19 protein-coding genes are annotated in these 21,792 nt (G+C 67.2%); 10 read left to right on the top strand and 9 right to left on the bottom strand.

Annotated elements, in window-relative coordinates; translation table 11 throughout:
• Positions 1-170: 170 nt before the first annotated feature.
• Together alr and ACKN61_RS12285 are read right to left on the bottom strand one after the other, a co-directional pair.
• Positions 171-1,247, bottom strand: a complete 1,077-nt coding sequence (gene alr / locus ACKN61_RS12290; RefSeq protein ID WP_408953672.1) for an alanine racemase — start codon at positions 1,245-1,247, stop codon at positions 171-173.
• 190 nt (positions 1,248-1,437) lie between these two features.
• Complete coding sequence (locus ACKN61_RS12285; protein WP_031372464.1) at positions 1,438-1,779, bottom strand: glycine zipper 2TM domain-containing protein; 342 nt, start codon at positions 1,777-1,779, stop codon at positions 1,438-1,440.
• Positions 1,780-2,261: 482 nt separating this feature from the next.
• On the opposite strand from ACKN61_RS12285, the gene ACKN61_RS12280 reads away from it, so the two are divergent.
• The 3 genes from ACKN61_RS12280 to ACKN61_RS12270 all read left to right on the top strand — a co-directional run bounded on the left by ACKN61_RS12280 (position 2,262) and on the right by ACKN61_RS12270 (position 6,592).
• On the top strand, positions 2,262-2,639 hold the full coding sequence (locus ACKN61_RS12280) for a BlaI/MecI/CopY family transcriptional regulator (protein ID WP_031372465.1): 378 nt from the start codon (positions 2,262-2,264) through the stop codon (positions 2,637-2,639).
• A complete protein-coding gene (locus tag ACKN61_RS12275; protein ID WP_408953671.1) occupies positions 2,636-4,162 on the top strand; it encodes a M23/M56 family metallopeptidase in 1,527 nt (508 codons plus the stop codon). Before ACKN61_RS12280 ends, ACKN61_RS12275 begins: the two co-directional genes overlap by 4 nt.
• A gap of 192 nt (positions 4,163-4,354) precedes the next feature.
• Complete coding sequence (locus tag ACKN61_RS12270) at positions 4,355-6,592, top strand: TonB-dependent receptor plug domain-containing protein (protein WP_408953670.1); 2,238 nt, start codon at positions 4,355-4,357, stop codon at positions 6,590-6,592.
• A gap of 84 nt (positions 6,593-6,676) precedes the next feature.
• Here the strand turns inward: ACKN61_RS12270 and ACKN61_RS12265 are convergent, their stop codons facing one another.
• The 5 genes from ACKN61_RS12265 to ACKN61_RS12245 form a co-directional block, all read right to left on the bottom strand.
• Positions 6,677-8,089 carry a replicative DNA helicase gene (locus ACKN61_RS12265; RefSeq protein ID WP_031372468.1) on the bottom strand — a complete coding sequence of 471 codons (1,413 nt, stop codon included), beginning with the start codon at positions 8,087-8,089 and terminating at the stop codon, positions 6,677-6,679.
• Between the two features lie 336 nt (positions 8,090-8,425).
• A complete protein-coding gene (gene rplI, locus ACKN61_RS12260) occupies positions 8,426-8,878 on the bottom strand; it encodes a 50S ribosomal protein L9 (RefSeq protein WP_031372469.1) in 453 nt (150 codons plus the stop codon).
• A gap of 203 nt (positions 8,879-9,081) precedes the next feature.
• Positions 9,082-9,312: a 30S ribosomal protein S18 gene (rpsR, locus tag ACKN61_RS12255; protein ID WP_031372470.1), complete on the bottom strand. Its 231-nt coding sequence runs from the start codon at positions 9,310-9,312 to the stop codon at positions 9,082-9,084.
• Between the two features lie 11 nt (positions 9,313-9,323).
• The gene (rpsF, locus tag ACKN61_RS12250) at positions 9,324-9,761 is read right to left on the bottom strand and encodes a 30S ribosomal protein S6 (RefSeq protein ID WP_031372471.1); all 438 of its coding nucleotides are present in this window, start codon (positions 9,759-9,761) and stop codon (positions 9,324-9,326) included.
• A gap of 322 nt (positions 9,762-10,083) precedes the next feature.
• A complete protein-coding gene (locus ACKN61_RS12245) occupies positions 10,084-11,913 on the bottom strand; it encodes a DUF885 domain-containing protein (protein WP_408953669.1) in 1,830 nt (609 codons plus the stop codon).
• A 307-nt stretch (positions 11,914-12,220) separates the two neighbouring features.
• On the opposite strand from ACKN61_RS12245, the gene ACKN61_RS12240 reads away from it, so the two are divergent.
• A complete protein-coding gene (locus ACKN61_RS12240) occupies positions 12,221-12,979 on the top strand; it encodes a glycosyltransferase family 2 protein (protein WP_408953668.1) in 759 nt (252 codons plus the stop codon).
• A gap of 94 nt (positions 12,980-13,073) precedes the next feature.
• The gene (locus tag ACKN61_RS12235) at positions 13,074-15,203 is read left to right on the top strand and encodes a DUF7024 domain-containing protein (protein ID WP_408953667.1); all 2,130 of its coding nucleotides are present in this window, start codon (positions 13,074-13,076) and stop codon (positions 15,201-15,203) included.
• A 37-nt stretch (positions 15,204-15,240) separates the two neighbouring features.
• On the opposite strand, the gene ACKN61_RS12230 is transcribed toward ACKN61_RS12235, so the two are convergent.
• Entirely contained in the window at positions 15,241-15,579 is a 339-nt protein-coding gene (locus ACKN61_RS12230; RefSeq protein WP_031372473.1) for an iron-sulfur cluster assembly accessory protein, read from the bottom strand.
• 210 nt (positions 15,580-15,789) lie between these two features.
• Positions 15,790-16,917 carry a DUF2891 domain-containing protein gene (locus ACKN61_RS12225; protein WP_408953666.1) on the bottom strand — a complete coding sequence of 376 codons (1,128 nt, stop codon included), beginning with the start codon at positions 16,915-16,917 and terminating at the stop codon, positions 15,790-15,792.
• A 186-nt stretch (positions 16,918-17,103) separates the two neighbouring features.
• On the opposite strand from ACKN61_RS12225, the gene asnS reads away from it, so the two are divergent.
• The 5 genes from asnS to ACKN61_RS12200 all read left to right on the top strand — a co-directional run bounded on the left by asnS (position 17,104) and on the right by ACKN61_RS12200 (position 20,855).
• Entirely contained in the window at positions 17,104-18,504 is a 1,401-nt protein-coding gene (gene asnS, locus ACKN61_RS12220; RefSeq protein ID WP_031372475.1) for an asparagine--tRNA ligase, read from the top strand.
• A gap of 274 nt (positions 18,505-18,778) precedes the next feature.
• Positions 18,779-19,084 (top strand): hypothetical protein, encoded by a 306-nt coding sequence (locus ACKN61_RS12215; RefSeq protein WP_031372476.1) that lies wholly within the window; start codon positions 18,779-18,781, stop codon positions 19,082-19,084.
• On the top strand, positions 19,084-19,422 hold the full coding sequence (locus tag ACKN61_RS12210) for a hypothetical protein (RefSeq protein ID WP_408953665.1): 339 nt from the start codon (positions 19,084-19,086) through the stop codon (positions 19,420-19,422). Before ACKN61_RS12215 ends, ACKN61_RS12210 begins: the two co-directional genes overlap by 1 nt.
• A gap of 10 nt (positions 19,423-19,432) precedes the next feature.
• The gene (locus tag ACKN61_RS12205; protein ID WP_408953664.1) at positions 19,433-20,068 is read left to right on the top strand and encodes an FMN-binding negative transcriptional regulator; all 636 of its coding nucleotides are present in this window, start codon (positions 19,433-19,435) and stop codon (positions 20,066-20,068) included.
• A gap of 1 nt (position 20,069) precedes the next feature.
• The gene (locus tag ACKN61_RS12200; protein WP_408953663.1) at positions 20,070-20,855 is read left to right on the top strand and encodes an SDR family NAD(P)-dependent oxidoreductase; all 786 of its coding nucleotides are present in this window, start codon (positions 20,070-20,072) and stop codon (positions 20,853-20,855) included.
• Positions 20,856-21,792: the final 937 nt, after the last annotated feature.

The raw sequence follows: 21,792 nt of genomic DNA, 5'->3' as shown, positions 1-21,792 counted from the left end.
AGGTCATCCCGTTTATGCGTTGCGCCTTTCAAAGCCCCCGCGAGGGAGGGGCTCGGCGGCCGATTCGCGGCCTCGCGACGCCTACCGAAACCGGGGCGACCAGCGCCCGCGAGCCAGCGCCCGCGAGGCGGTGTGCCAGCCCTGGACCAGGGTCGCAGCCGCCGAGGCGCTCAGGCTTCGACGAAGCGTACCCGCCGGGTGATCGAGCAGGTCAGCTCATAACCGATGGTGCCGCTGGCCTCGGCGATGCGTTCGACCGGCAGTTCCGGCCCCCACAACACCACCGGATCGCCGACCTTGGCCTCGGGGACGCCGCGCAGGTCGATCGTCATCAGGTCCATGGAGACCCGGCCGATGACCTGAGTGTCGTGGCCCGCGACCCGCACCGGCGTGCCCGAAGGCGCCGCACGCGGGTAGCCGTCGCCGTAGCCGATCGCAGCCACGCCGACCAGCATGTCTTCTGGGCATTCCCAGGTTGCGGCGTAGCCGATGCGTTCGCCCTTGCCGACCCGGTTGACCGCGATCAGGCGGGTCGACAGGGTCATCGCCGGACGCAGGCCGAAGTCGGCGCCGGTGCGCCCTTCGACCGCGCTGATGCCGTACAGCAGGCCGCCCGGCCGGATCCAGTCGGCGTGGGCATCGGGCCAGCCGAGCACGGCCGCGGAATTGGCCAGCGAACGCGAGCCCGGCAAGTCGACAGTGGCCGCGGCGAAGGCCTGCAGTTGCTGGCGCGTCTGCGGCTTGTCGAATTCGTCGGAACTGGCGAAGTGATTCATCAGCACGATGCCCTCGGCCACGCTCGAAGCCGCGGCCAGGCGCGCATGCGCCTCGCGCACGTCCTGCGGAGCGAAGCCGAGCCGGTGCATGCCGCTGTCGACCTTGAGCCAGCAACGGATCGGCTCGCCGGCAGCGGCCTGTTCGAGCATCTCGACCTGGCTGATGTGGTGGACCACGGTCTCGACGCCGAGCCGGCGCAGCTGCGGCAGGTCGTCGGCTTCGTCGAAGCCCGACAGCAACACGATCGGCTGCGACAGACCGGCCGCGCGCAGGCGGTCGGCGTCGGACAAGGCCGCCACGCCGAACGCATCGGCGCCTTCGAGCGCCCGCGCCACGCGCTCCAGACCATGGCCGTAGCCGTCGGCCTTGACCACCGCCATGACTCGGCTGTGCGGCGCCATGCTGCGCGCCTGGGCGAGGTTATGACGCAACGCGTCGGTGTGGATGCTTGCGGAAGTCGGTCGTGCCATGCGCCTATTCTAGCGGGCGCCGATGCGCGCCAGAACGCTCGCATGCGAGTCGCCGCAACGATCCCGCGCAAACGACGCGAGCGGCAAAACCTCGCCCAAGAAAAAACCGCGCGGGGCGAACCCTGCGCGGCTTCGGGTCGGACCGATCGAGTCGGACCGGCAGGACCGGTCGAATCGGGGCCGGCGCGGCTCAGTCGCAGCGGCGCTCGATCACGGTTTCCATCTTGTTCTGCTGGTTTTCCTGGATCTTGCGACCGGCGAAGGCGCCGCCGACCGCACCGGCCGCGGTCGCCAGCTTCTTGCCGCTGCCGCCGCCGACCTGGTTGCCCAGCAGACCGCCCGCGACCGCACCGATGGCGGTGCCGGCGATCTTGTGTTGATCCTTGATCTGCTTCGGACGCTGCACTTCGACGTCGTAGCAACGCGGCTGGTGCGCCTTGGACTTGGACTTGGTCTGCGCGGTAGCCGCGCCGGTCACCATGACGCAGGACATCAGGGCGACGGCGATCGTGGATTTGAGCTTGGAGTTCATGGACTCACCGATAGGAATATGGACGGGATGCACGATGCGCCGGCATCCGTCACGACTGCGTCAACCCAGTCGCAACGCCGCTGCCGCGCATGTTCGCAAGGCTAACGTCGCGATGCTGAACGCGCGCAGGCAGGCATGCGTCTCGACACGGTCGTTCGACGAATCTGCGACGCGCTGCGCGTACGACGCGCATCGCGACTGCCGCGTCGATGCGCGATGCAGTGACGGCTTCGAATCGAGATACACAACGAGGTCGCTCGCCGGCGCATTCGCTCGGGCCGATGCCGTCGCCGATTCGATGCCGGCACAGTTGCGACCGGCCGTTGCAGGGAACCGCGCTTGGCGGCCCGCGAAGGCTGCGTCGTCGCGCCAGCAGCCCAGCACTGGCTACTGAGCCCCTCGACCGCTGTCGTGATTCGCTCGGCTTGACACCATGCGACACTTGTCGCATGTTTACGACATCTGACTCTGGGAGCCCTGCGATGATCCGCCCGTCGAATGCCGAACTGGAATTGCTGAAGTGCCTGTGGCGCGAAAACGCCTGCAGCGCACGCGAGTTGCACGAGCGCGTCGCGCCGCTGCTGGACTGGTCGTATTCGTCGACGCGCAAGACCCTCGAACGCATGGTCGACAAGGGCCTGGTCGAGGAAATCGGCGAGCACGGGCTCAACGTGTACCGTGCCGCTGTCGGCAAGGTCGCGGTGCTCGCCGCGCTGAGCAGCGACTTCGCCAAGCGCGTGCTCGAAATCGACGGGCCGCTGCCGACCCAGGCCTTCGCCGACAGCCGTCTGCTCAACGAAGACGAGATCGACCAGCTCGAAGCGATGCTGCGCGACGGCGAACCGGAGTCGCAGGCATGACCTTGCCCAGCCTCGAATTCTGGTCGCTGCACCTGGGCGCTTGTCTGGCGACCGGCGCGCTGGCTTGGGTCGCAGGGCTCGGCCTGCATCGTGCCCTGCGTCTGTCGCATGCCTCGCGTGCTTACTGGCTCGGGGTATGGACGCTGGCGGCGTTGCCGACCGCCGCGGCACTCGCCTTGCGTTGGCTCGGGCCCGAGACCTCATCCTGGCCGATAACGCCCAGCCTGCCGCTGCCGATGTTGAGCGATGGCGGCGCCTGGTCGAGCATGGCCGGCGCGACGTCGCCGGTCGCGGCGGCCGCGACGACCGCGCTGCGCGATTGGCTCGAACCGCTGCTGGCCGCCTTGTATCTCAGCGGCGCGATCGTCGCCGCGCTGGGCTGGTGCTCGGGGCTGCATGCGGTGCGCCGCATCGTCGCGGCTTCGCGTCCCTTCGACGGCGCGCTCAACGACACTTCGGTCGCCGTCGAATGCCGGCGCCTGGCCAAGGCCGGCATCGAGGTGCGCAGCATCGACGATGCGACGAGCCCGTTCGCGGTCTGCCTGCCGCGGCCGACCATTCTGGTCCCGGCCGCGTTGAGCGCGCAGATGAGCGATGAGCAACTGCGCATGGTGCTGCGCCACGAGGCGGCCCATCTCGCCCGTCGCGACCCGCAGCGCGCCGCCGGGATGCGCCTGGTCCAGGTCCTGCTGTGGTTCGATCCCTTCCTGCGCCTGATCGCCCAACGCGTGCAGATCGCCGCCGAGCTGCGCTGCGACGCCGCCGCCATCGCCGACCGCGCCGACCGTCGCCGCAGCTATGCCCAGGCCTATCTGCAGACCTTGCGCCTGTCCGCCGGCGTGCCCCTGCCGGCCTCGGCCGCGGCGTTCTCGCGCAAGGACCCCGGCCATCACCGGCTGCGCATCGCCCACATGATCGAGGGCGACCGGCGTCGCCGCGTGCCTCCGGCTTTGCGCTGGGTGCTGGCGGCGACGGCGCTGGTCGCCGGCGCCGCGATCGCCTCGGTGCAGATCGCCGCGACGCCGGCGACGACCACGCAGGCCGCCACGATCGGTCCGACGAGCGCGGCGACCAACGCAGCGGTCAAGCCGGCACCCGACCCGGCCGTCGCCGCGGCCGCGGCCAGTGTCGAGATCGACTTCTCCTCGCCGATGCGCAAGCCGAAGATCAGCGGCCACTTCGGCGAGATCGGCCCGCCGCGCAGCAACCCGCATCGCGGCCTCGACTTCACCGCGGCTCGCGGCACGCCGGTGCACGCGCCGGCCGCTGGCGTCGTGGTCGCGGCCACCGAACGCTACGACAACGCGCCGAACTACGGCACCGTGGTCGTGCTCGATCACGGCGGCGGCTGGCAGTCGCTGTACGCCCATCTCGACGCATACGACGTCCAGGTCGGCCAGCAAGTCGTGAGCGGCGAGCGCATCGGCCGCGTAGGCACCACCGGCAAGGTCACCGGCCCGCACGTCCACGTCGAGATGCTGCACAACGGCCAACGCGTCGACCCGGAGCCGCTGCTGCGATGAGTCCGATGCCGTCAGCCCGATGACTGCGTAATCGTCTGCGGCGACGCGCGAACCGCGTCGCCGCCCTACCCGGCCTGCCTGATTGAATGCCCCGCTCATGGGGAGGGCCGGCCTTTGCCCGCGATCTTCGCCCGCTCCGTCGCCCACAGACGCGCCGGTCGCGCGACTGCGCCTCCCTCTATCCCGGTCCCTATGCAATCGACGTCGTCACCCACCTCGACACCACTGCGCCAGGCATGCCGCCTGGCCCTGCTCGCCCAGGCGATGCTGGCCTGCGTCCCTGCCGGCGCCAAGCCGCCCCAGCCCGCGCCCGCGCCCCCTGCTGCTGCGGCTGCGGTCGCCGAACTCGACACCGTGGTGGTCGAAGGCGAACGCCACGACGCGCGCCGCGACGACACCGCCTCGCGCACCGTGGTCACGCGCGCCGAATTGCTCGCATTCGGCGACGCCAGTCTCGCCGAAGCGATGAAGCGTTTGCCGGGCGTCAGCATCGGCACCGGTGCGCCCGGCAGCTCGGGCGCGATTTCGCTGCGCGGCATGGGCAGCGGCTACACCCAGTTGCTGGTCGACGGACAAGCGGCCGCGCCCGGTTTCGACCTCGGCGCGCTGTCGCCGGACATGATCGAGCGGGTCGAAATCCTGCGCACCACGACCGCCGACCTGCGCAGCGCCGCCATCGCCGGAACCATCAACATCGTGCTCGCCCGGCAGGCACGCCGCGACAGCGACGAACTCAAGCTGGCCCTGGGGCTGTCGAACGGCCGACACCTGCCGAGCCTGCATTGGAGCCATTCGCGCCGCGACGGCTATCGCAGCCATTCGCTCGAAGCCTCGTCGACGCGGCGCGAATACCTGGTCGAGGAAACCGGCAGCGAAATCGCACGCGACCGCGATGGCATGCAGTCTTCACAACGCGACACCCGCCTGCGCGTCGACGGCTATCGCGACGCACTGGCGATCGCGCCGCGTTTCGAGCTGACCCTGCAGAACGGCGACACCCTGGCCCTGCAATCCTGGCTCGACGCCGGCCATGCCCGCAAATACGCCGATATCGGCTGGACCACTTCGCTGGGCCCGGAGCTCGATCATGTCCGCTACCGCCAGTTCACCGGCACCGACGTCGTGCAACTGCGCACCGACCTGCACTGGAGCCGCGAATTCGCCCAGGTCGGCAAGCTCAGCAGCAAACTCGGCCTCAGCGGCAATCGCGAGCGTTCGCGTTTCCGCGAGCAGGGCTATGGGATCGACGCGAATCAGAACCTCGACGACGCCACCGACGGCCGGCTGCGCGTGCATGCGCTGAGTTCCAGCGGCAAGTACGCCTTGCCGCTATCGGAAGCCGATGCGAGCGACAATGGCCGGCACGCACTCGAACTCGGCTGGGAGGCCGGCCTGGAACGTCGCCGCGAATCGCGCCTGCAGCATCTGCGCGCCATCGCCGGCGAGCCGGAAACGATCAGCGACCTCTCCTTCGACGCCACCCTGCGGCGGCTGGCGCTGTACGCGCAGGACGAATGGACGCTGAGCCCGGCCTGGTCGCTGTATCTCGGCGCGCGCTGGGAGCGTATCGACACCCGCAGCGAAGGCAACCGCTTCGCCACGGTGCGCAACGATGCCAGCGTGCTGTCGCCGGTGCTGCAGTCCTTGTGGAAACTCTCCAAGACCCGCAACGACCAGATCCGTCTGGGCCTGAGCCGCAGTTACCGCGCGCCCGAACTGCGTTCGCTGATCCCGCGCCCCTACACCTCGACCAACAACCGCGCGCTCGACCCCGATCAGCAAGGCAATCCCGACCTGCGCCCGGAGCTCGCGACCGGCCTCGACCTGGCCTACGAAAAATACTGGGACCAGGGCGCGATGCTCAGCCTCGGCGCCTACCTGCGCGAGATCGACGATCTGATCCGCACCGAAACTCGGCTGATCGACGGGCGCTGGGTGGCCCTGCCGGGCAACGGCGGCCGCGCTCGCAGCTGGGGGCTCGAAGTCGACGGCAAGTTCTCGCTGTCGCGCTGGTTCGCCGCGCTGCCGGTCGACGTGCGCTTCAACCTCACCCGCAACTGGTCGCACGTCGACGAGGTGTCCGGCCCGCACAACCGCATCGACAGCCAGCCGCGCCTGACCGGGACCCTGGCCGCCGACTATGTCGTCAACCCGGTCTGGACGGTCGGCGCGAGCTACAGCCATCGCAGCGGCGGCTCGGTACGGACCGGCTTGCACGAAATAGAAAGCGAATCGCCGCGACGCGAGCTCGACGCCTATGCCTCGATGAAATTGGGCAAGCGCGGCAAGTTGCGCCTGAGCCTGAGCAACCTGCTCGAACAGGACATCGTCAGCGGCGCGGAGTATTTCGACGAGGAACGCTGGCAAGGCACGCAGCGCCGGCGCCCGACCTCGCTGTTGCTGCGAGCGCAGTTGGAGATTGCGTTGTAAACCGCGCCGTCTGAAAACGACGGTGGCGCCGTCGAGGCGCCGTCGTCGTGTCTTGCTTGAAGCCTCCGGCTCGACGCCCGAGGATTACTCGAACGAGCCGATGCTGTCGTGAGCGAGGTTGTCGAAGCGGGTGTATTCGCCGAAGAACTTCAGCTTGAGCGAGCCGGTCGGGCCGCTACGCTGCTTGCCGATGATGACCTCGGCCAGGCCTTTGTCCGGCGAGGTTTCTTTGTTGTAGTAGTCGTCGCGGTAAATGAAGATGATCACGTCGGCGTCCTGCTCGATAGCGCCGGATTCGCGCAAGTCGGCCATCACCGGGCGCTTGTCGGCGCGCTGTTCCAGCGAGCGGTTGAGCTGCGACAGCGCGATCACCGGCAGGTTGAGTTCCTTGGCCAGGTGCTTGAGCGAACGCGAGATCTCGGAAATTTCGGTCGCGCGGTTTTCGCTGTTGCCCGGCACCGACATCAGCTGCAGGTAGTCGATCACGATCAGGCCCAGGTCGTGCTCGCGCTTGAGGCGACGCGACTTGGCGCGCAGCACCTCCGGCGACAGGCCCGGGGTGTCGTCGATGAAGATCTTGGCTTCGCGCAACTGGCGGATCGCGCTGGTCACGCGGCTCCAGTCTTCGTCCTCGAGCTGGCCCGAACGCAGGCGCTGGGCGTTGACGCGGCCGACCGAGGAGATCAGGCGCAGGGCGAGCTGGCTCGCCGACATTTCCATGGAGAAGATCGCCACCGCCTTCTTGCTGCGGAACGCGGCGTACTCGGCCATGTTCAGCGCGAGCGTGGTCTTGCCCATCGCCGGACGCGCGGCCAGGATCAACAGGTCGGTCGGTTGCAGACCGGCGGTCATCTCGTCGAATTCGGTGTAGCCGGTGGCCAGGCCGGTGACCGCGCCGCCGCTGGCGTAGCGCGTCTGCAGCACGTCGAAGGCTTCCGACAGCGCCTTGGTGACCGGGGTGAAGTCGGTGCGGCCGCGGGCGCCGGCTTCGGCGATCGCGAACACCTGCTGCTCGGCCTTGGCCAGGATCTCGCCGCTGTCGCGGCCATCGGGCTGGAAGCCGTCGTTGACGATCTCGGTGCCGACTTCGATCAGCTTGCGCATCACCGCCTTGTCGCGAACGATCTCGGCGTAAGCGGTGATGTTGGCGGCCGACGGCGTGGTGCTGGCCAGCTCGATCAGGTAGGCGCCGCCGGCGACCTGTTCGGACAGGCCTTGCGAGTCGAACCACTCGCCCAGGGTCACCGCGTCGAACGGCCGGCTCTTCTCGGCCAGGTCGCGGATCGCGCGGTAGATCAGCTGGTGATCGCGGCGGTAGAAATCTTCCTCGACGATCTGGTCGGCGACGCGGTCGTAGGCGTCGGGCGCGAGCATGAGGCCGCCGAGCACGGCCTGTTCGGCCTCGATCGATTGCGGCGGCACCCGAAGCTGGTCCACGCGCTGTTCGGCGCGGGTCTCGAAACGTTTTTCGCTACGGAATCCGCCACGTGCGCTCATCGGGAAAGACGATCCTCGTCGTTCGGCCGCGTGTGCGGCCAATCGAGCCGATCAAGGCTCAGGGGCTGGTGAGGGCGCCGGCGATCCGGGGATCGGCGTCGATGGGTGTCGGTCGACGTCGCAGGAAGGAGGCCGGACACGCATCGTAGTCGCGATCGGGTCGTGCCCGTTGCAGATAACCCTGTGGATAAGAAGGGGACAACTTGCCCTTTCTATGTCACGAGCGCGTCGCACAGACTGCGACGGCCAGGGTCCTGCCCGGAGATCCGACACCCGCGGAAAAAACGAAGGGCGCCTTTCGGCGCCCTTCGCAGTCTTACGATCGGGCGGTCGCGATTAAGCGGCTTCGCCGGCGACGATGACCTTGACCGTGACTTCGACGTCGGCGTGCAGGTGGATCAGCACGTCGTATTCGCCGGTGCGACGGATCGGGCCTTCGCCCATGATCACTTCCGACTTGCCGACTTCGAAGCCGGCCTTGGTCAGCGCCTCGGCGATGTCGCGCGGGGTCACCGAGCCGTACAGCTTGCCTTCGGTCGCGGCGTTGGCGTGGACGGTCACCGAAGCGCCTTCCAGACGGGCCTTGCGGCCTTCGGCGCCTTCCAGCAGCGACTTGGCCTTGGCTTCGTACTCCGCACGGCGGGTTTCGAAGTCGGCCAGGTTGCTGGCGGTGGCCGGAACGGCCTTGCCCTGCGGCACGAGGTAGTTGCGGCCGTAGCCCGGCTTGACGTTGACCTTGTCGCCGAGGTTACCGAGGTTGGTGACTTTCTGCAGGAGGATCAGTTGCATGGTCTTGCTCCGTGTTCGTTAGCGGGCCTGTAGGTCCGCAGCGGGATTCGCTGTCCGAAGAGCTGGAATCGGTTTCGAGTTTGGCGGCGCCGGAAGCGGGGTTCGAGAAGAACTTCGCTGCTGGCTGCCCTCACCCCTGCCCTCTCCCGTCAACGGGAGAGGGGGAATAAGTGTTCGCCTCCTGTGGAAGCGAACGGCTTTACTCAGGCGTTGTGGTTGTCGGTGTACGGGATCAGCGCGAGGAAACGAGCGCGCTTGACCGCCGTGGCCAGCTGGCGCTGGTACTTCGACTTGGTGCCGGTGACGCGGCTCGGCACGATCTTGCCGGTCTCGGTCAGGTACTGGCGCAGGGTGTTGAGATCCTTGTAGTCGATCTCTTTGACGCCTTCGGCGGTGAACTTGCAGAACTTGCGGCGGCGGAAAAACTTGGACATGGGGGCAATCCTCAGGCGGCTTCGGCGTTGTCGTCGGCGTTGTCGGCGGTGCCGACGGCGGTCTCGCTATCGTCGTCACGACGACGACGCTCACCGCGCTCGCCGCGCTCGGGCTTGTCGCCCTTCTCGTCCTTGAACTTCATGATCAGCGACTGCTCGGTGTCGGCGTCGTCGCGCTTCATGACCAGGTGACGCAGCACGGCGTCGTTGAAACGGAAACCGTCGACGAGCTCGTTGAGCACGGTCTGGGTGACTTCGATGTTCAGCAGGACGTAGTGGGCCTTGACCAGGTTCTCGATCGGATAGGCCAGCTGACGGCGGCCCCAATCTTCGAGACGGTGGATCTTGCCTTCGCCGCCTTCGATCAGCGACTTGTAGCGCTCGATCATGGCCGGCACCTGCTCGCTCTGGTCCGGATGGACCAGGAACACGACTTCGTAATGACGCATGGGTGTGTTTCCTTGTGGATGATGGATCGCCGATGGCGACCCGGTTCAGCCCCCCGGGGTCCGGATGCGGACGCGGTGGAGCAAGGGCCCGACCGGCCTTGGGCCGTTCGAGAGCCGGAAAGTATGGCAGGACAAGGGCTTAGGTGCAATGCGGAGTGGTCGAGCCGCAGCGGCCCCGCTTTGGGTAGGAGCGGCGCAAGCCGCGACCGCGCCAACGCGGGCGGCGGCGGCAATACGGCGCCTGGGCCATGGCGGTCGCGGCTCGCGCCGCTCCTACCCCTTGGGGGCCGGGCTCCGGCCCCGATCTCAGCACTCTAAGAGATCAGCGCTTCTTCGATCTGGCGGGCGCCTTTGCCGGTGCCGGCTTCTTCGCCGCGATCCAAGTATCGATGTGCTTCTCCAGCACCTGCAGCGGCACCGAGCCGGTCGACAGCACTTCGTCGTTGAAATCGCGCAGGTCGAAGGCCGGCCCGAGCGCCTTGCGCGAGCGCTCGCGCAGCTCGGAGATCTTCAGCTGGCCGATCTTGTAGGCCAGCGCCTGGCCCGGCCAACCGATGTAACGGTCGATCTCGTTGACCACGTCCTGCTCGGTCTTGGGGGCGTTGTCCATGAAGAACTTGATCGCCCTGTCGCGGCTCCAGCCCTTGCTGTGCATGCCGGTGTCGACCACCAGCCGGACCGCGCGCCACATGTCGTAGGACAGCTGGCCCATGCGGTCGTAAGGGTCGTCGTACAGGCCCATGTCGTAGCCCAGGCGCTCGGCGTACAGGCCCCAGCCCTCGCCGTAGGCGACGAAGTAGCCGGTGCGGCGGAACATCGGCGCGTCCGGCAGCTCCAGGCCGCGGGCGAACTGGAAATGATGGCCCGGCACCGCTTCGTGCAGCGACAGCGGCATCATTTCCCAGGTCGGGCGGACCTCGGGCTTGTACAGGTTGACGTAGTAATAGCCGGCCCGGGTGCCGTCAACCGCGCCCGGCAGGTAATACGCCGTGGTCGTGTCCGGGGCGACGTTGTCGGGGATCGGGCGCACGCCGTAGGGCTGGCGCGGGATCAGCTTGGAAATCTTGACCAGCTCCGGGTCGATCCGCTTGGAGATCGCCTGGTAGGCCTCGAGCAGCGCTGCCGGGGTCTTGTGGAAGAACTTCGGGTCGCTGCGCAGGTAGGTGAAGAACTCCGCCAGGGTGCCCTTGAAGCCGACCTCGGCCTTGACCTTTTCCATCTCGGCGCGGATGCGCGCGACCTCCTTGAGGCCGATCTTGTGGATCGCATCGGCGCTCAGATTGGTGGTGGTGAAATCGGCGGCGAGGAAATCGTAATAGGCCTTACCGTCGGGCAAGTCGCTGGCGGCGATGCTGGTGCGCGCCGCGGCCAGGTACTCCTTCTCGAAGAAGCTGCCGAACTCGCGGTAGGCCGGCACGATGGTCTCGGCGATGACCTTCTTCGCCTCGGCCTGCAGCGCCTTGCGCTCGGCCGCTGGCACACTGTCGGGGAAGCGGTTGAAGGGCTTGTAGAACGGGCTCTTGCTGGGGTCGTCGACGATCTGCTTGGCGATCTGGCCCGGCACGCGCTGCATCAGCACGCGCGGCGGGGTGATCCCGGCCTTGGCGCCCTCGCGCAGCAGGGCCTGGTTCTGTTCGATCAGCACCGGCAAGGCGCGCATGCGCGCGAGCCAGTCCCGGTAGTCCTTGACCTGCTCGAACGACAAGGCTTCGACCAGACCGTCGGCGGTCTGCACGCCGCCGCTCTGCCCGACCGGCGCCAGGTACTCGCGGTACTTCTGCCGCTCGATGCTCTTGCCGAGGTTCCAGCCGAACACGTCGTAGTTGAGCTGGTCGGCTTCCGACAGCTGGCTGCGGTCGATGGCCTTGAGCTTGGCCAGCGCCTGGCGGTCGCTTTCCTGGCGCGCCTGGATCGCACTCAGGCTGGCGTCGGTCCAGCGGTCGTTATAGCGCTTGTCGCCGTTGAAACTGGCGCCTTCGGGGTTCTCGCGCAGACCGCGCTCCCACTCCTCGTCGAACAAACGATGCAGCGCCTCGGTGGCGGCGTTGCGGACGGGGGCGGCAGTGGCGGCGGCGGACGCCGCCGGCGCGGCGGCGACGGAAGTCGCGCACGCGCAGGCCAGGGCCGAGGCGAGCAGCACGGAACGGAGCATGTGGGATTTCCAGCGTGGTGAGCGCTGCAGTTTAGCCGCCGCACCCCGGCGCGGCCGCGTGACGAAAGATGGGGGGTTGCCATAGCAGTGTGCGACATGAACCAAACGGGCGAGATGCGTTTTTTCGTAACCGGCCACGAACCCGCTCACATCCGCGGCGCTCCATTCGCTACCATGTAGAAAATCCAAGTCATATCAATGCCCTGCCCACGTCGCGGCAGCGCACGTCCGCTCATTCGGGTTCGCCATACAGATGCCTGCCCACGCCGCGCCCGATCGGATCGCCGTAATCATCCCCAATTACAAAGTGCGCCGGCACATCCTGGCCGTCATCGACGCGATCGGGCCGGAGGTCGAGCGCGTCTACGTGGTCGATGGCCAGTGCCTGGAAGAAAGTGGACGCTATGTCGCGGAGAACTGCCGCGCCCCGCGTGTGGTGGTGCTGCGCCATGAGGTCAACCAGGACGTCGGCGGCGCGGTCATGACCGGCTACTCGGCTGCGGCGGCGGACGGCTTCACCATCGCGGTCAAGATCGACGGCGACGGCCAGATGGACCCGCGTCTGCTGCCCATCTTCGTTCAGCCCATCCTCGAAGGCCGCGCCGATTACGCCAAGGGCAACCGCTTCTACGACCTGTCGCAGATCCAGCGCATGCCCAAGATCCGCCTGATCGGCAACGCCGGCCTGTCGTTCCTGAGCAAGCTGTCGACCGGCTACTGGAACACCTTCGACCCCACCAACGGCTACACCGCCATCCGCACCCGGGTCGCCGCGCACCTGCCCTTCGACCGCATCAGTCGCCGCTATTTCTTCGAGACCGATCTGCTGTTCCGGCTCAACATCGCCCGCGCGACCGTGCTGGACATTCCGATGGACGCGGTCTACGCCGACGAGGAAAGCAACCTGCACATCCGCAAGATCTTCGGCGAGTTCCTCGGCAAGCACATTCGCAGCGCTGCCGTTGATCGTGGGCTTGCAGTTCGTGCTCGCCTTCGTTTCATTCGACGTGGCCAATGTTCCGACCCGCAGCATCGCTCCCCTGCTGCCGGACACGCTTCGCAATAGATAGGCCCCGTAACCGCGCTCGCGTCGGCCCGACAGTCGATCGGCGGCGCGCACCGAGCCGTGCGCCTCATCTTCCTCGCAAGGACAAGCTCTGTTGAAGCTCGATCATCCGCCCCGTTTCAATCACTGGAATGCAGTTCTCGCGCTGGGCGCCGTCGCGGTGTTGGCGGCGATCGTCGTGCGCGATACCGGCCTGTACGCATCGGTATTCGGCGATGAATGGACTTACAGCTCCAACTCGCGCCTGGCACCGATCGCGGATGCGAAAATCCCGTCCTATCTGTATTTGTGGATATACCGGCTTACCAATCAATGCGGCGCCGACTTTCTCAGCTGCGCCCGCTGGTTGAACGCGATCTTCTTCGTCGCCGCGGCTCCTTTCATCTATGCGGTGTTAAAGCCTTACACCAGCCCGGGAAAAGCCGTGGCGCTGACGCTGGTGGCGATCGCCGCGCCGGCCAATTCGTTCGCCACCCTGTTCATGCCCGAATCGCTGTACTTCTTCATGTTCTGGGTGCTGAGCTTCGTGGCGCTGCGTCCGTATGCCGCCCGACCTTGGCGCTACGCGGTCCAATGCGGCGTGGTGCTGGGCCTGATGTGCCTGGTCAAGCTGCATGCTTTGTTCTTGCTGGGCGGCCTATGCGCTTTTGTGCTGATCGACGCGCTTTGGCCCGGAGTACGCGGCCGGCTCAAGCCGGCATTGATCGTAGTGGCCGCAACCGTCGCGGTGTTCTTCGCGGTGCGCTTCGGCCTGGGCTATGCGCTCGGCGGAAAGGGCGCGCTGAGCTTGATGGGCGAGTTCTATTCGACCCAGGCGAGCTTCAGCAAGGGACGACTTCCGCTGAATGAGCTGATCCGGAACACGATCTGGTCCGGCTGGGGCCATGTGCTCGGGCTGTGCATGCTGTTTGGACCGTTGCTGGTCGCCGCTGCGTTCAACCTGGTGCGCGGCAACGACGCGCAGTCGCAACGCGCGCGCAGCGCGGTCCTGTTCGGTTTGACCATGTTGGCGGCGTTGGTGACGATCACCGCGTACTTCACCGCCAGCATGAGCTATAGCGAGAACCTCGGCCGCCTGCACCAGCGCTATTACGATTTCTGCTTGCCGCTGCTGTTGCTCGGTCCACTCGCCTGGCGCGGACTGGAGGCCCATCCGGCGGCGTGGAAGAAGACGCTCACCCGCGCCGCGACCGTGATCATTGCGCTGCTGATGCTGTATGCAGCCACCAGCGGGCTGCAGACCTACACTCCCTATTTCGTCGATTCGCCCGAACTGAGCTGGGTCCAGGGCCGGCGTCTGTTGCCGGCGCTGATCGGCGGCATCGGCGCGATCGCCTGCTTGAGTTTCCTTTTCGACGACCTGCGCAAGGCCCGTCTGGCCGCCCTGGGCTACTACGTGCTGATCGTCGCCGCGGGTACGACCGCGGCGACGGTAACGACGCGGTCGCGCACCTATGCCGACGTGTACGCGCAGGCCGGGCAGTTGCTCCGGACCCAGCATCCCGATGTCGCCCGGAATGGGCAGTTGATCGGCGATCAATACGCCGGAATGCTCAAGGCGCAGTTCTATGCCGACTCAAGCACACTCGCAATCGACGTCACCAATTCCAGCGGCGGCTTCGAAAAAGGTCTGGACTGGACGCGCGACAGCGCGGTGTTTTTCGACGGCTGGGAACTCCCGCCCGGCACTTACCGCCGCAAGCATGCGTACGAGGGCTTCACAGTCTACTGGTTGCGCAAGCCCGATGCGCTGGATTTCAGCAAGCCGCTACCGGCCTCGGTGAAATCGGCGCAAGGCCTGGCGGAGCCGGAATCGTTCGGACGCTGGTCGCAGGACAAGGAAGTCGTGCTCGTTCTCAATGAGCCGATCTCCGGCGACCTACAGGTGACTATCGAAGCCAGCGCGTTCGGGCCCAACGTCGGTCGCCGCTTCGCCATTGCGCTCGGCGAAGTGGAGCGGCCGTTGCAGTTGGGGGCCACGGCGCAGGTCCACACGCTGGACTTTCCCGATGTGGTCGATGCGCGAAGCCTGGTGATCCGCGTGCCGCAGCCGACCTCGCCGCAGCAACTCGGAATCGGCGAGGATCCACGCTCGCTAGGCATCTCCCTGTCCCGGATGAGCATGGGCCCGAAGAACAGCCAGCCCGTGCGCGTCTGCGGCCGTCTCGCCGTCGGCTGTCAGCCTAACGCCGACGGCGCGCCTTCCAGCCAACCGGAGCGATAATTAGCAATCCGCCGGCCCGGTTTCGGGCCGCGCAGCCTCAGGCAGCGTCGGCCTGGGTGGTAAAGCTTTCGCCGCAACCGCATTCGGCGGCCGCGTTCGGGTTCTGGAACACGAACATCTCGCCGAGGCCCTGCTTGAGGAAATCGATGCGGGTGCCGTCGACCAGCGGCAGGCTGATCGGGTCAACATAGATGCGCACGCCGTCCTGCTCGAACACGGTGTCGCCTTCGCGCTCGTCGCGGGCCAGGTCGGCGATGTGCTGCCAGCCCGAGCAACCGGTGCGGGTGACGCCGAAACGCAGGCCCAGCGCGGTCGGCGTCTCGGTCAGGAAATGCTGGACACGGGCGAGCGCGGCGGGGGCGAGGGTCACGGACATGGCGGTACTCGTAAGAATGTTGACTCGATGCCGGCTGCGACCGGGAAGGCGGCGGCCGGATCGGCGCTACCGGAATGGTAGCAGCCTGGCATCGGCGGGCTGTACCCGATATGGCGGCATTGGGATGGCGTTCAAGCAGGCGGCCTGTCGCCGCCAGCCCGGTCAGCCTGTCGCAGCGCTGGCAAAGACGCTGCTTCGGGCCTGAACGCCTCAGTCGCTGCGCCCTGCCCCGGACGCCGCGGCCGGAGCCGGGGCCGCATCCGGCGGCGCCATCAGATAGGTGGCGAAACTGCCGAGCCAATGGGCGCCGGCGTAATGGCTGTCGCCGACCGCGATCAGGCCGAGTTCGCGGTGCACGGCGGCGGCCGCACGCAAGGCGCGGATACGCCGATCGCGCGGCGGCAATCCGGCGGCGATGCCTTCCAGCATCCAGGCCCGGCTCAGGTTGAGGCCGTCGAGATGGGCGAGCTTGCCGTCCTCGGGGTCGAGCACCAGCGCCGGAACCAGCCAATCGGCGCGAGCGCGGCGCGGCACCTGCGGCAGGAATTCGCGCAGCCAGCGGGCGTATTCGTCCGGTGTCAGCACCCGCCGCATCAGATCGGCTTCGGCCAGGCAAGGCGAAAGGAAGTCCTGTCCGGACGGCTCGTAGGCCAAGGGGCAGTCGCGGTCGCCCTGGTAGAAGAAGCGCGAGCGGGCGATCAGCGCATCGCGCAGCGCCTGGTCGCCGCTGCGGCGGGTCCAGTCCAGGGCCAGGCCGAAGGCGAACGCGGTCTGGCTGTGTTCGCCGACGCGGATCGGGCGGGTCAGTTTCGGCAGCCAGCGCAGCAGCCGCGCCGCGGCTTCGCGCTCCAGGGGCTCCAGCGCCGCCGCCCATTGCCGCGCCTGCGGGTCGTCCCAGCCGCGCAGCTGCGAGCCCAATTGCAGCAGCCAGGCCAGGCCGTAGGGGCGTTCGAAGGTCTCGTCGCTGCTGCGGCGCAGATACGCCAGTTCGCCGGCGATGTTCTCGCCGGTCAGGTTGCGCGCCAGCGCGGCCCGCGCCGGCGCGGCGAACGGCGCCTGCGGGAAACGCTCGACCAGCCGCGCCAGCAGCCAATGCCCGTGCACCGAGGAATGCCAGTCGTAGCAGCCGTAGAAGGCCGGATACAGCTTGCTCGGCGCGGCCACGTCCTTGGCGCCTTCAAGGCGATGGCTGATCTTGTTCGGGTATTCGCGGCCGACGCAGCTCAGCGCCAAGCCGGCGAAATGGCCGGCACGGGCCTCGTCGAGCACGACCACCGGCAGGGGCTCAGGCGCAGGCGCCGCTGCGGCCGCCTGCGCGCATGTCGCGGCCGCCGCCATGGCGAGCATCCAGCCGGCCCACCCGCGTCCCCATCGCCCGCCCCATCGCCAAACCCGATTCATGCCGCGCCCCGCCCCCCGTGATCCAAAGCGCAGTCTAAGGCCGCGGCGACCGGCACGCCCTGTGCCGGCAGCATCCGTTATCATCGCCGTCCTTTACTTTTCAACGCGCTGGGGCGGCATCACATGACGGTGGTTAGCGTCGAACAGGCACTCGCGGGCAAGATTCCGGCGGGCGGCGAAGTCACGGTACGCGGCTGGGTGCGTACCCGTCGCGATTCCAAGGCCGGACTGAGCTTCGTCAACGTCAGCGACGGCTCCTGCTTCGCACCGATCCAGGTCGTGGCGCCGAATACGCTGTCCAACTACGACGAGGAGGTCAAACACCTCACCGCCGGTTGCTCGGTGATCGCCACCGGCATCCTGGTCGCCTCGCAGGGTCAGGGCCAGAACTACGAGATCCAGGCCTCCAGCCTGCAGGTGGTCGGCTGGGTCGAGAACCCGCTCACCTACCCCATGCAGCCCAAGGCGCACACGCTGGAGTACCTGCGCGAGTTCGCCCATCTGCGCCCGCGCACCAACCTGTTCGGCGCGGTCACCCGCATCCGCCACTGCCTGTCGCAGGCCGTGCACCGCTATTTCCACGAGAACGGCTACTACTGGATCAGCACGCCGATCATCACCACTTCCGACGCCGAGGGCGCCGGCCAGATGTTCCGGGTCTCGACCCTGGACCTGGCCAACCTGCCGCGCGAGAAGGACGGTGCGATCGATTTCTCGCGCGACTTCTTCGGCAAGGAAACCTTCCTGACCGTGTCCGGCCAGCTCAATGTCGAGGCCTACTGCCTGGCGCTGAGCAAGGTCTACACCTTCGGCCCGACCTTCCGCGCCGAGAACAGCAACACCACCCGCCATCTGGCCGAGTTCTGGATGATCGAGCCGGAGATCGCCTTCGCCGACCTGATGGAGAACGCGCGGGTCGCCGAGGACTTCCTCAAGTACCTGTTCCGCGCGGTGCTCGATGAGCGCGGCGACGACATGGCCTTCATCGCCGAACGCGTCCAGCCCGATGCGATCACCCGCCTGGAGACCTTCGTCAACTCGCCCTTCGAACGCATCGACTACACCGATGCGATCTCGCTGCTGCAGAAGTCGGGGCAGAAGTTCGAGTTCCCGGTCGAATGGGGCCTGGACCTGCAGACGGAGCACGAGCGCTGGCTGACCGAGCAGCACGTCGGCCGCCCGGTGGTGGTGCTGAACTACCCCGAGCACTTCAAGGCCTTCTACATGCGCCTCAACGACGACGGCAAGACCGTCGCGGCGATGGACGTGCTGGCGCCCGGCATCGGCGAAATCATCGGCGGCAGCCAGCGCGAAGAACGCCTCGACGTGCTCGACACGCGCATGGCGCAGTTCGGCCTGGACCCGGCGCATTACGACTGGTACCGCGATTTCCGCCGCTACGGCACCGTGCCGCACGCCGGTTTCGGCCTCGGCTTCGAGCGCCTGGTGGTCTACGTGTGCGGCCTGAGCAACATCCGCGACGCGATCGCCTACCCGCGCGCACCGGGCAGCGCCGAGTTCTGATCCGCCCGTGCCGGCGTGCTGCGGCCGTGTTCGTGACGACATCGCTCGGTTCGATCCGTGCCCGTGATCCCCGCGCAGGCGCGGATCCAACGACCTTGCAGGCTCTCGCACGAAGGGCCCTGGATCCCCGCCTGCGCGGGGATGACGGCCCGGAAGTTCGGCATGATCGGGCGCTAGCGCCCGCGACTCCCCGCCGCTTTACCCCGTCACGGCCGCGGCACATGATGGCTTCCGGCATCGATTCAGGCCCTTGGGCCACAGAGGTAAGACGTACGTGATCCTGTTCCTGGCCCTGACCTTCGTCGGCATCGCGATCTCCGCGTTCTGCGCGTTCGCGATCTTCTGGCCGCTGGCCCTGGTCCACCTGCGCGACCGCCATCCGGCCTTGCGCGGCGAACTCGGCGAGGCCGCCTTCGCCAATCCGTCCGCATGGGGCTGGCTGCTGCGCCAGCGCTATCGCGCCGCGAGCGACCGCAACCTCGACGGCCTGGCCACGCCGGCGCGGGTTTCGTTGCTGATCGTGTTCGCTTCGCTGGCCTGCGCGGGCCTGCTCTGGCTGCTTTCCATGATGGTGCCCTGATGACCGAAAACGAATACGACACCCATTCCACCCCGGCTTCCGGCGAAGGCCAATGGTGGCTGGCCACGCTCGGCCGCACCGTGGTCTGGGCGCGCTTGCGCATACGCGAGGCCGGCACCGCCGAAGTCTTCGACAGCGACGCCAACACCTTGTCCTACGACAGCGAAGACACCGCCCGCGCCGCGCTGATGGACGCCGAGTTCGTCGAGCTCGAAGGCCTGGACGAAGAGGACGCGCAGGCACGCGGCTTCGCGCTCGACGAGCTGGTACCCCCGCAGGCCCAGGACGACGAGACGCTGGGCACGCTGATGATCCAGAAACTGCCGCAACGCCACTGAGCCCGACGCCATGTACCTGCCGCGCGCCTTCGCCGAAACCGACCTGGGCGCGCTCGACCGCCTGGCCGACGCCTACGACTTCGCCACCCTGATCACCGTGCGCGACGACGCGCCGACGATCAGCCACTTGCCCCTGCTGTACCGACGCGACGGCGAGCAAGTCGAACTGCGCGGCCATTGGGCGCGCCCGAACCCGCAGGCGCGCCACGCCGGCCCGGCCCTGGCGATCCTGCAAGGCCCGCACGCCTACGTGTCCCCAGGCTGGTACACGGACAAGGAAAGCGCGGCGCGGGTGCCGACCTGGAACTACGCCATCGCCCACCTGCACGGCGAATTGCAGACTTTCGAAGACGAGGCCGGCCTGGCCCAACTCGTCGACGACCTCAGCGCCCGCCACGAAGGCCGCATCGGCAGCGACTGGCGCTTCGAAGTCGAACGCGAGGAACTGCGCCGGCAATTGCGCGGCATCGTCGGTTTTCGTCTCAGAGTCGAACGCATCACCCTGAAGTTCAAGCTCAGCCAGAACCATCCCCTGGCCAATCGCGAAAACGTCGCCACCCAGTTGCAGGCGCAGGACCGCGACGACAGCCGCGCGGTCGCCGCCCTGATGCGCGAGCGCATGGCCCTACCGAGCAGCGGAGACTGATATGGATCTGAACTTGAGCGGCAAGCACGCCCTGGTCTGCGGCGCCTCCGAAGGCATCGGCCGCGCCGCCGCGCACGAGCTGGCCCTGTTGGGCTGCGACGTGACCGTGCTGGCGCGCCGCGCCGACGCCCTGGCCGCGGTCGCCCAGGCTTTGCCGTGCAGCGGCGCGCAGGCGCACGGCTGGATCGCCGCCGACGTCGCCGACGCGACCGCCCTCGCCGCCCAGGTCGAAGCGCTCACAGCCGGCAAGCCGGTGCAGATCCTGGTCAACAACACCGGCGGCCCGCCCGGCGGCCCGGCGCATACCGCGCTCGACAGCGCCTACCTGGACGCCTTCCAGCGCCACCTGCTCGCCAACCAAACCCTGGTGCGCGCGGTGCTGCCCGGCATGCGTTCGGCGCAATGGGGCCGCGTGGTCAACGTGATCTCGACCTCGGTCAAGGAACCGATCGTCGGCCTCGGCGTGTCCAACACCATCCGCGGCGCCGTTGCGAGCTGGGCCAAGACCTTGTCGCGCGAACTCGGTGCTGACGGCATCACCGTCAACAACGTCCTGCCCGGCTACACCCAGACCGCGCGCATCGAACAGATCATCGGCGACCGCGCCCGCAACAGCGGCCAAACCCAGGAGGCCGTGATCGAAGCCATGCGCAAGACCGTACCGGCGAACCGCTTCGCCGCCCCTGGCGAGATCGCCGCCTGCATCGCCTTCCTGTGTTCGCCGGCCGCGGCTTACGTCAACGGCGTGAGCCTGGCGGTGGATGGTGGGCGGATGCAGTCGATTTGATTTGATGGTTGGGCGAATGCCTTCGCCCTCCGGGAACGATCTCGTGCCGAATCCGGCGTTGTCCCACTGTAGCGGCGTGAGCCGCGACCGCGGGATGCGCAGAAGCAACAACGCCGGTGCCGCGCATCGAAGCGGCGTGTTTCCGCGAGGGTAGGAGCGGCGTCCTACTGAATTTCCTTCGGTCACAAGCCGCGACCGCGCTGTAATGGTCTTGCGGCGCAACTCTCAAGCAAGACCGAGATCTAGATCAAACGCCAAAAGCTTCCGCCACTAAAGCGGCGGGTCACTTTCTTTTGTCATAAGCAACAAAAGAAAGATAACCAAAGAAAAATGCTTTTCTTTGAATCAAGGGCCCGCACGTTCGGTGCATACGCAGGGATTTTTCATACGGGACATCCCTGTCCCGATGAAAAACGGCGCGCATCCCTGCGCGCCGCCCTCCGGGTCTTCAATTGCCTTCGCTAGTGCGAGACGGCGCACAGCAACAACCAAGCTCAAACCTTGGCCGAGAGCCGGATTTGACGCCGCCTGCGAAATATCGTCGCCATCCATAGTTCGTGGTCGCGGCTCACGCCGCTCCTACAGAGGCCGATCACCGTTGCCGTTGCCGTTGCCGTTGCCGTTGCCGTTGCCGTGATGAGTTTGGCGCAGCACCGAGCTCGCGAGAACACCTGAAGACCCGGAGGGCGACGCACAGGACGTGCGCCGTTTTTCGATAAGACAGGGACGTCTTATCGGAAAATCCCGGCGCCGGCATCGCACTCGTGGCCTGTGCCCTTGCAAGGAGAGCCCTTTTCTTTGGTTACCTTTGACCGAAGGGAATCCAGACGGACTTTTGCGCTTAGCAAAAGAAAGTAACCCGGCCGCGTCAGCGGACGGAAGCTTTGCTCTAGCTCTAGCTCTAGCTCTAGCTCTAGCCCTAACTGTAGCCTTGGCT

This window comes from Lysobacter sp. Hz25, from assembly GCF_046097045.1.
Classification (GTDB): domain Bacteria; phylum Pseudomonadota; class Gammaproteobacteria; order Xanthomonadales; family Xanthomonadaceae; genus Lysobacter; species Lysobacter antibioticus_B.
Note: the sequence above shows the minus strand (reverse complement) of the source record. Positions and strands in the feature narration are given on the sequence as shown.

Excerpts from the sequence above, each read along its gene's own strand:
- alr (WP_408953672.1), bottom strand. The coding sequence starts at position 1,247 with ATGGCACGACCGACTTCCGCAAGCATCCACACCGACGCGTTGCGTCAT.
- ACKN61_RS12285 (WP_031372464.1), bottom strand. The coding sequence starts at position 1,779 with ATGAACTCCAAGCTCAAATCCACGATCGCCGTCGCCCTGATGTCCTGC.
- ACKN61_RS12280 (WP_031372465.1), top strand. The coding sequence starts at position 2,262 with ATGATCCGCCCGTCGAATGCCGAACTGGAATTGCTGAAGTGCCTGTGG.
- ACKN61_RS12275 (WP_408953671.1), top strand. The coding sequence starts at position 2,636 with ATGACCTTGCCCAGCCTCGAATTCTGGTCGCTGCACCTGGGCGCTTGT.
- ACKN61_RS12270 (WP_408953670.1), top strand. The coding sequence starts at position 4,355 with ATGCAATCGACGTCGTCACCCACCTCGACACCACTGCGCCAGGCATGC.
- ACKN61_RS12265 (WP_031372468.1), bottom strand. The coding sequence starts at position 8,089 with ATGAGCGCACGTGGCGGATTCCGTAGCGAAAAACGTTTCGAGACCCGC.
- rplI (WP_031372469.1), bottom strand. The coding sequence starts at position 8,878 with ATGCAACTGATCCTCCTGCAGAAAGTCACCAACCTCGGTAACCTCGGC.
- rpsR (WP_031372470.1), bottom strand. The coding sequence starts at position 9,312 with ATGTCCAAGTTTTTCCGCCGCCGCAAGTTCTGCAAGTTCACCGCCGAA.
- rpsF (WP_031372471.1), bottom strand. The coding sequence starts at position 9,761 with ATGCGTCATTACGAAGTCGTGTTCCTGGTCCATCCGGACCAGAGCGAG.
- ACKN61_RS12245 (WP_408953669.1), bottom strand. The coding sequence starts at position 11,913 with ATGCTCCGTTCCGTGCTGCTCGCCTCGGCCCTGGCCTGCGCGTGCGCG.
- ACKN61_RS12230 (WP_031372473.1), bottom strand. The coding sequence starts at position 15,579 with ATGTCCGTGACCCTCGCCCCCGCCGCGCTCGCCCGTGTCCAGCATTTC.
- ACKN61_RS12225 (WP_408953666.1), bottom strand. The coding sequence starts at position 16,917 with ATGGCGGCGGCCGCGACATGCGCGCAGGCGGCCGCAGCGGCGCCTGCG.
- asnS (WP_031372475.1), top strand. The coding sequence starts at position 17,104 with ATGACGGTGGTTAGCGTCGAACAGGCACTCGCGGGCAAGATTCCGGCG.
- ACKN61_RS12210 (WP_408953665.1), top strand. The coding sequence starts at position 19,084 with ATGACCGAAAACGAATACGACACCCATTCCACCCCGGCTTCCGGCGAA.
- ACKN61_RS12205 (WP_408953664.1), top strand. The coding sequence starts at position 19,433 with ATGTACCTGCCGCGCGCCTTCGCCGAAACCGACCTGGGCGCGCTCGAC.
- ACKN61_RS12200 (WP_408953663.1), top strand. The coding sequence starts at position 20,070 with ATGGATCTGAACTTGAGCGGCAAGCACGCCCTGGTCTGCGGCGCCTCC.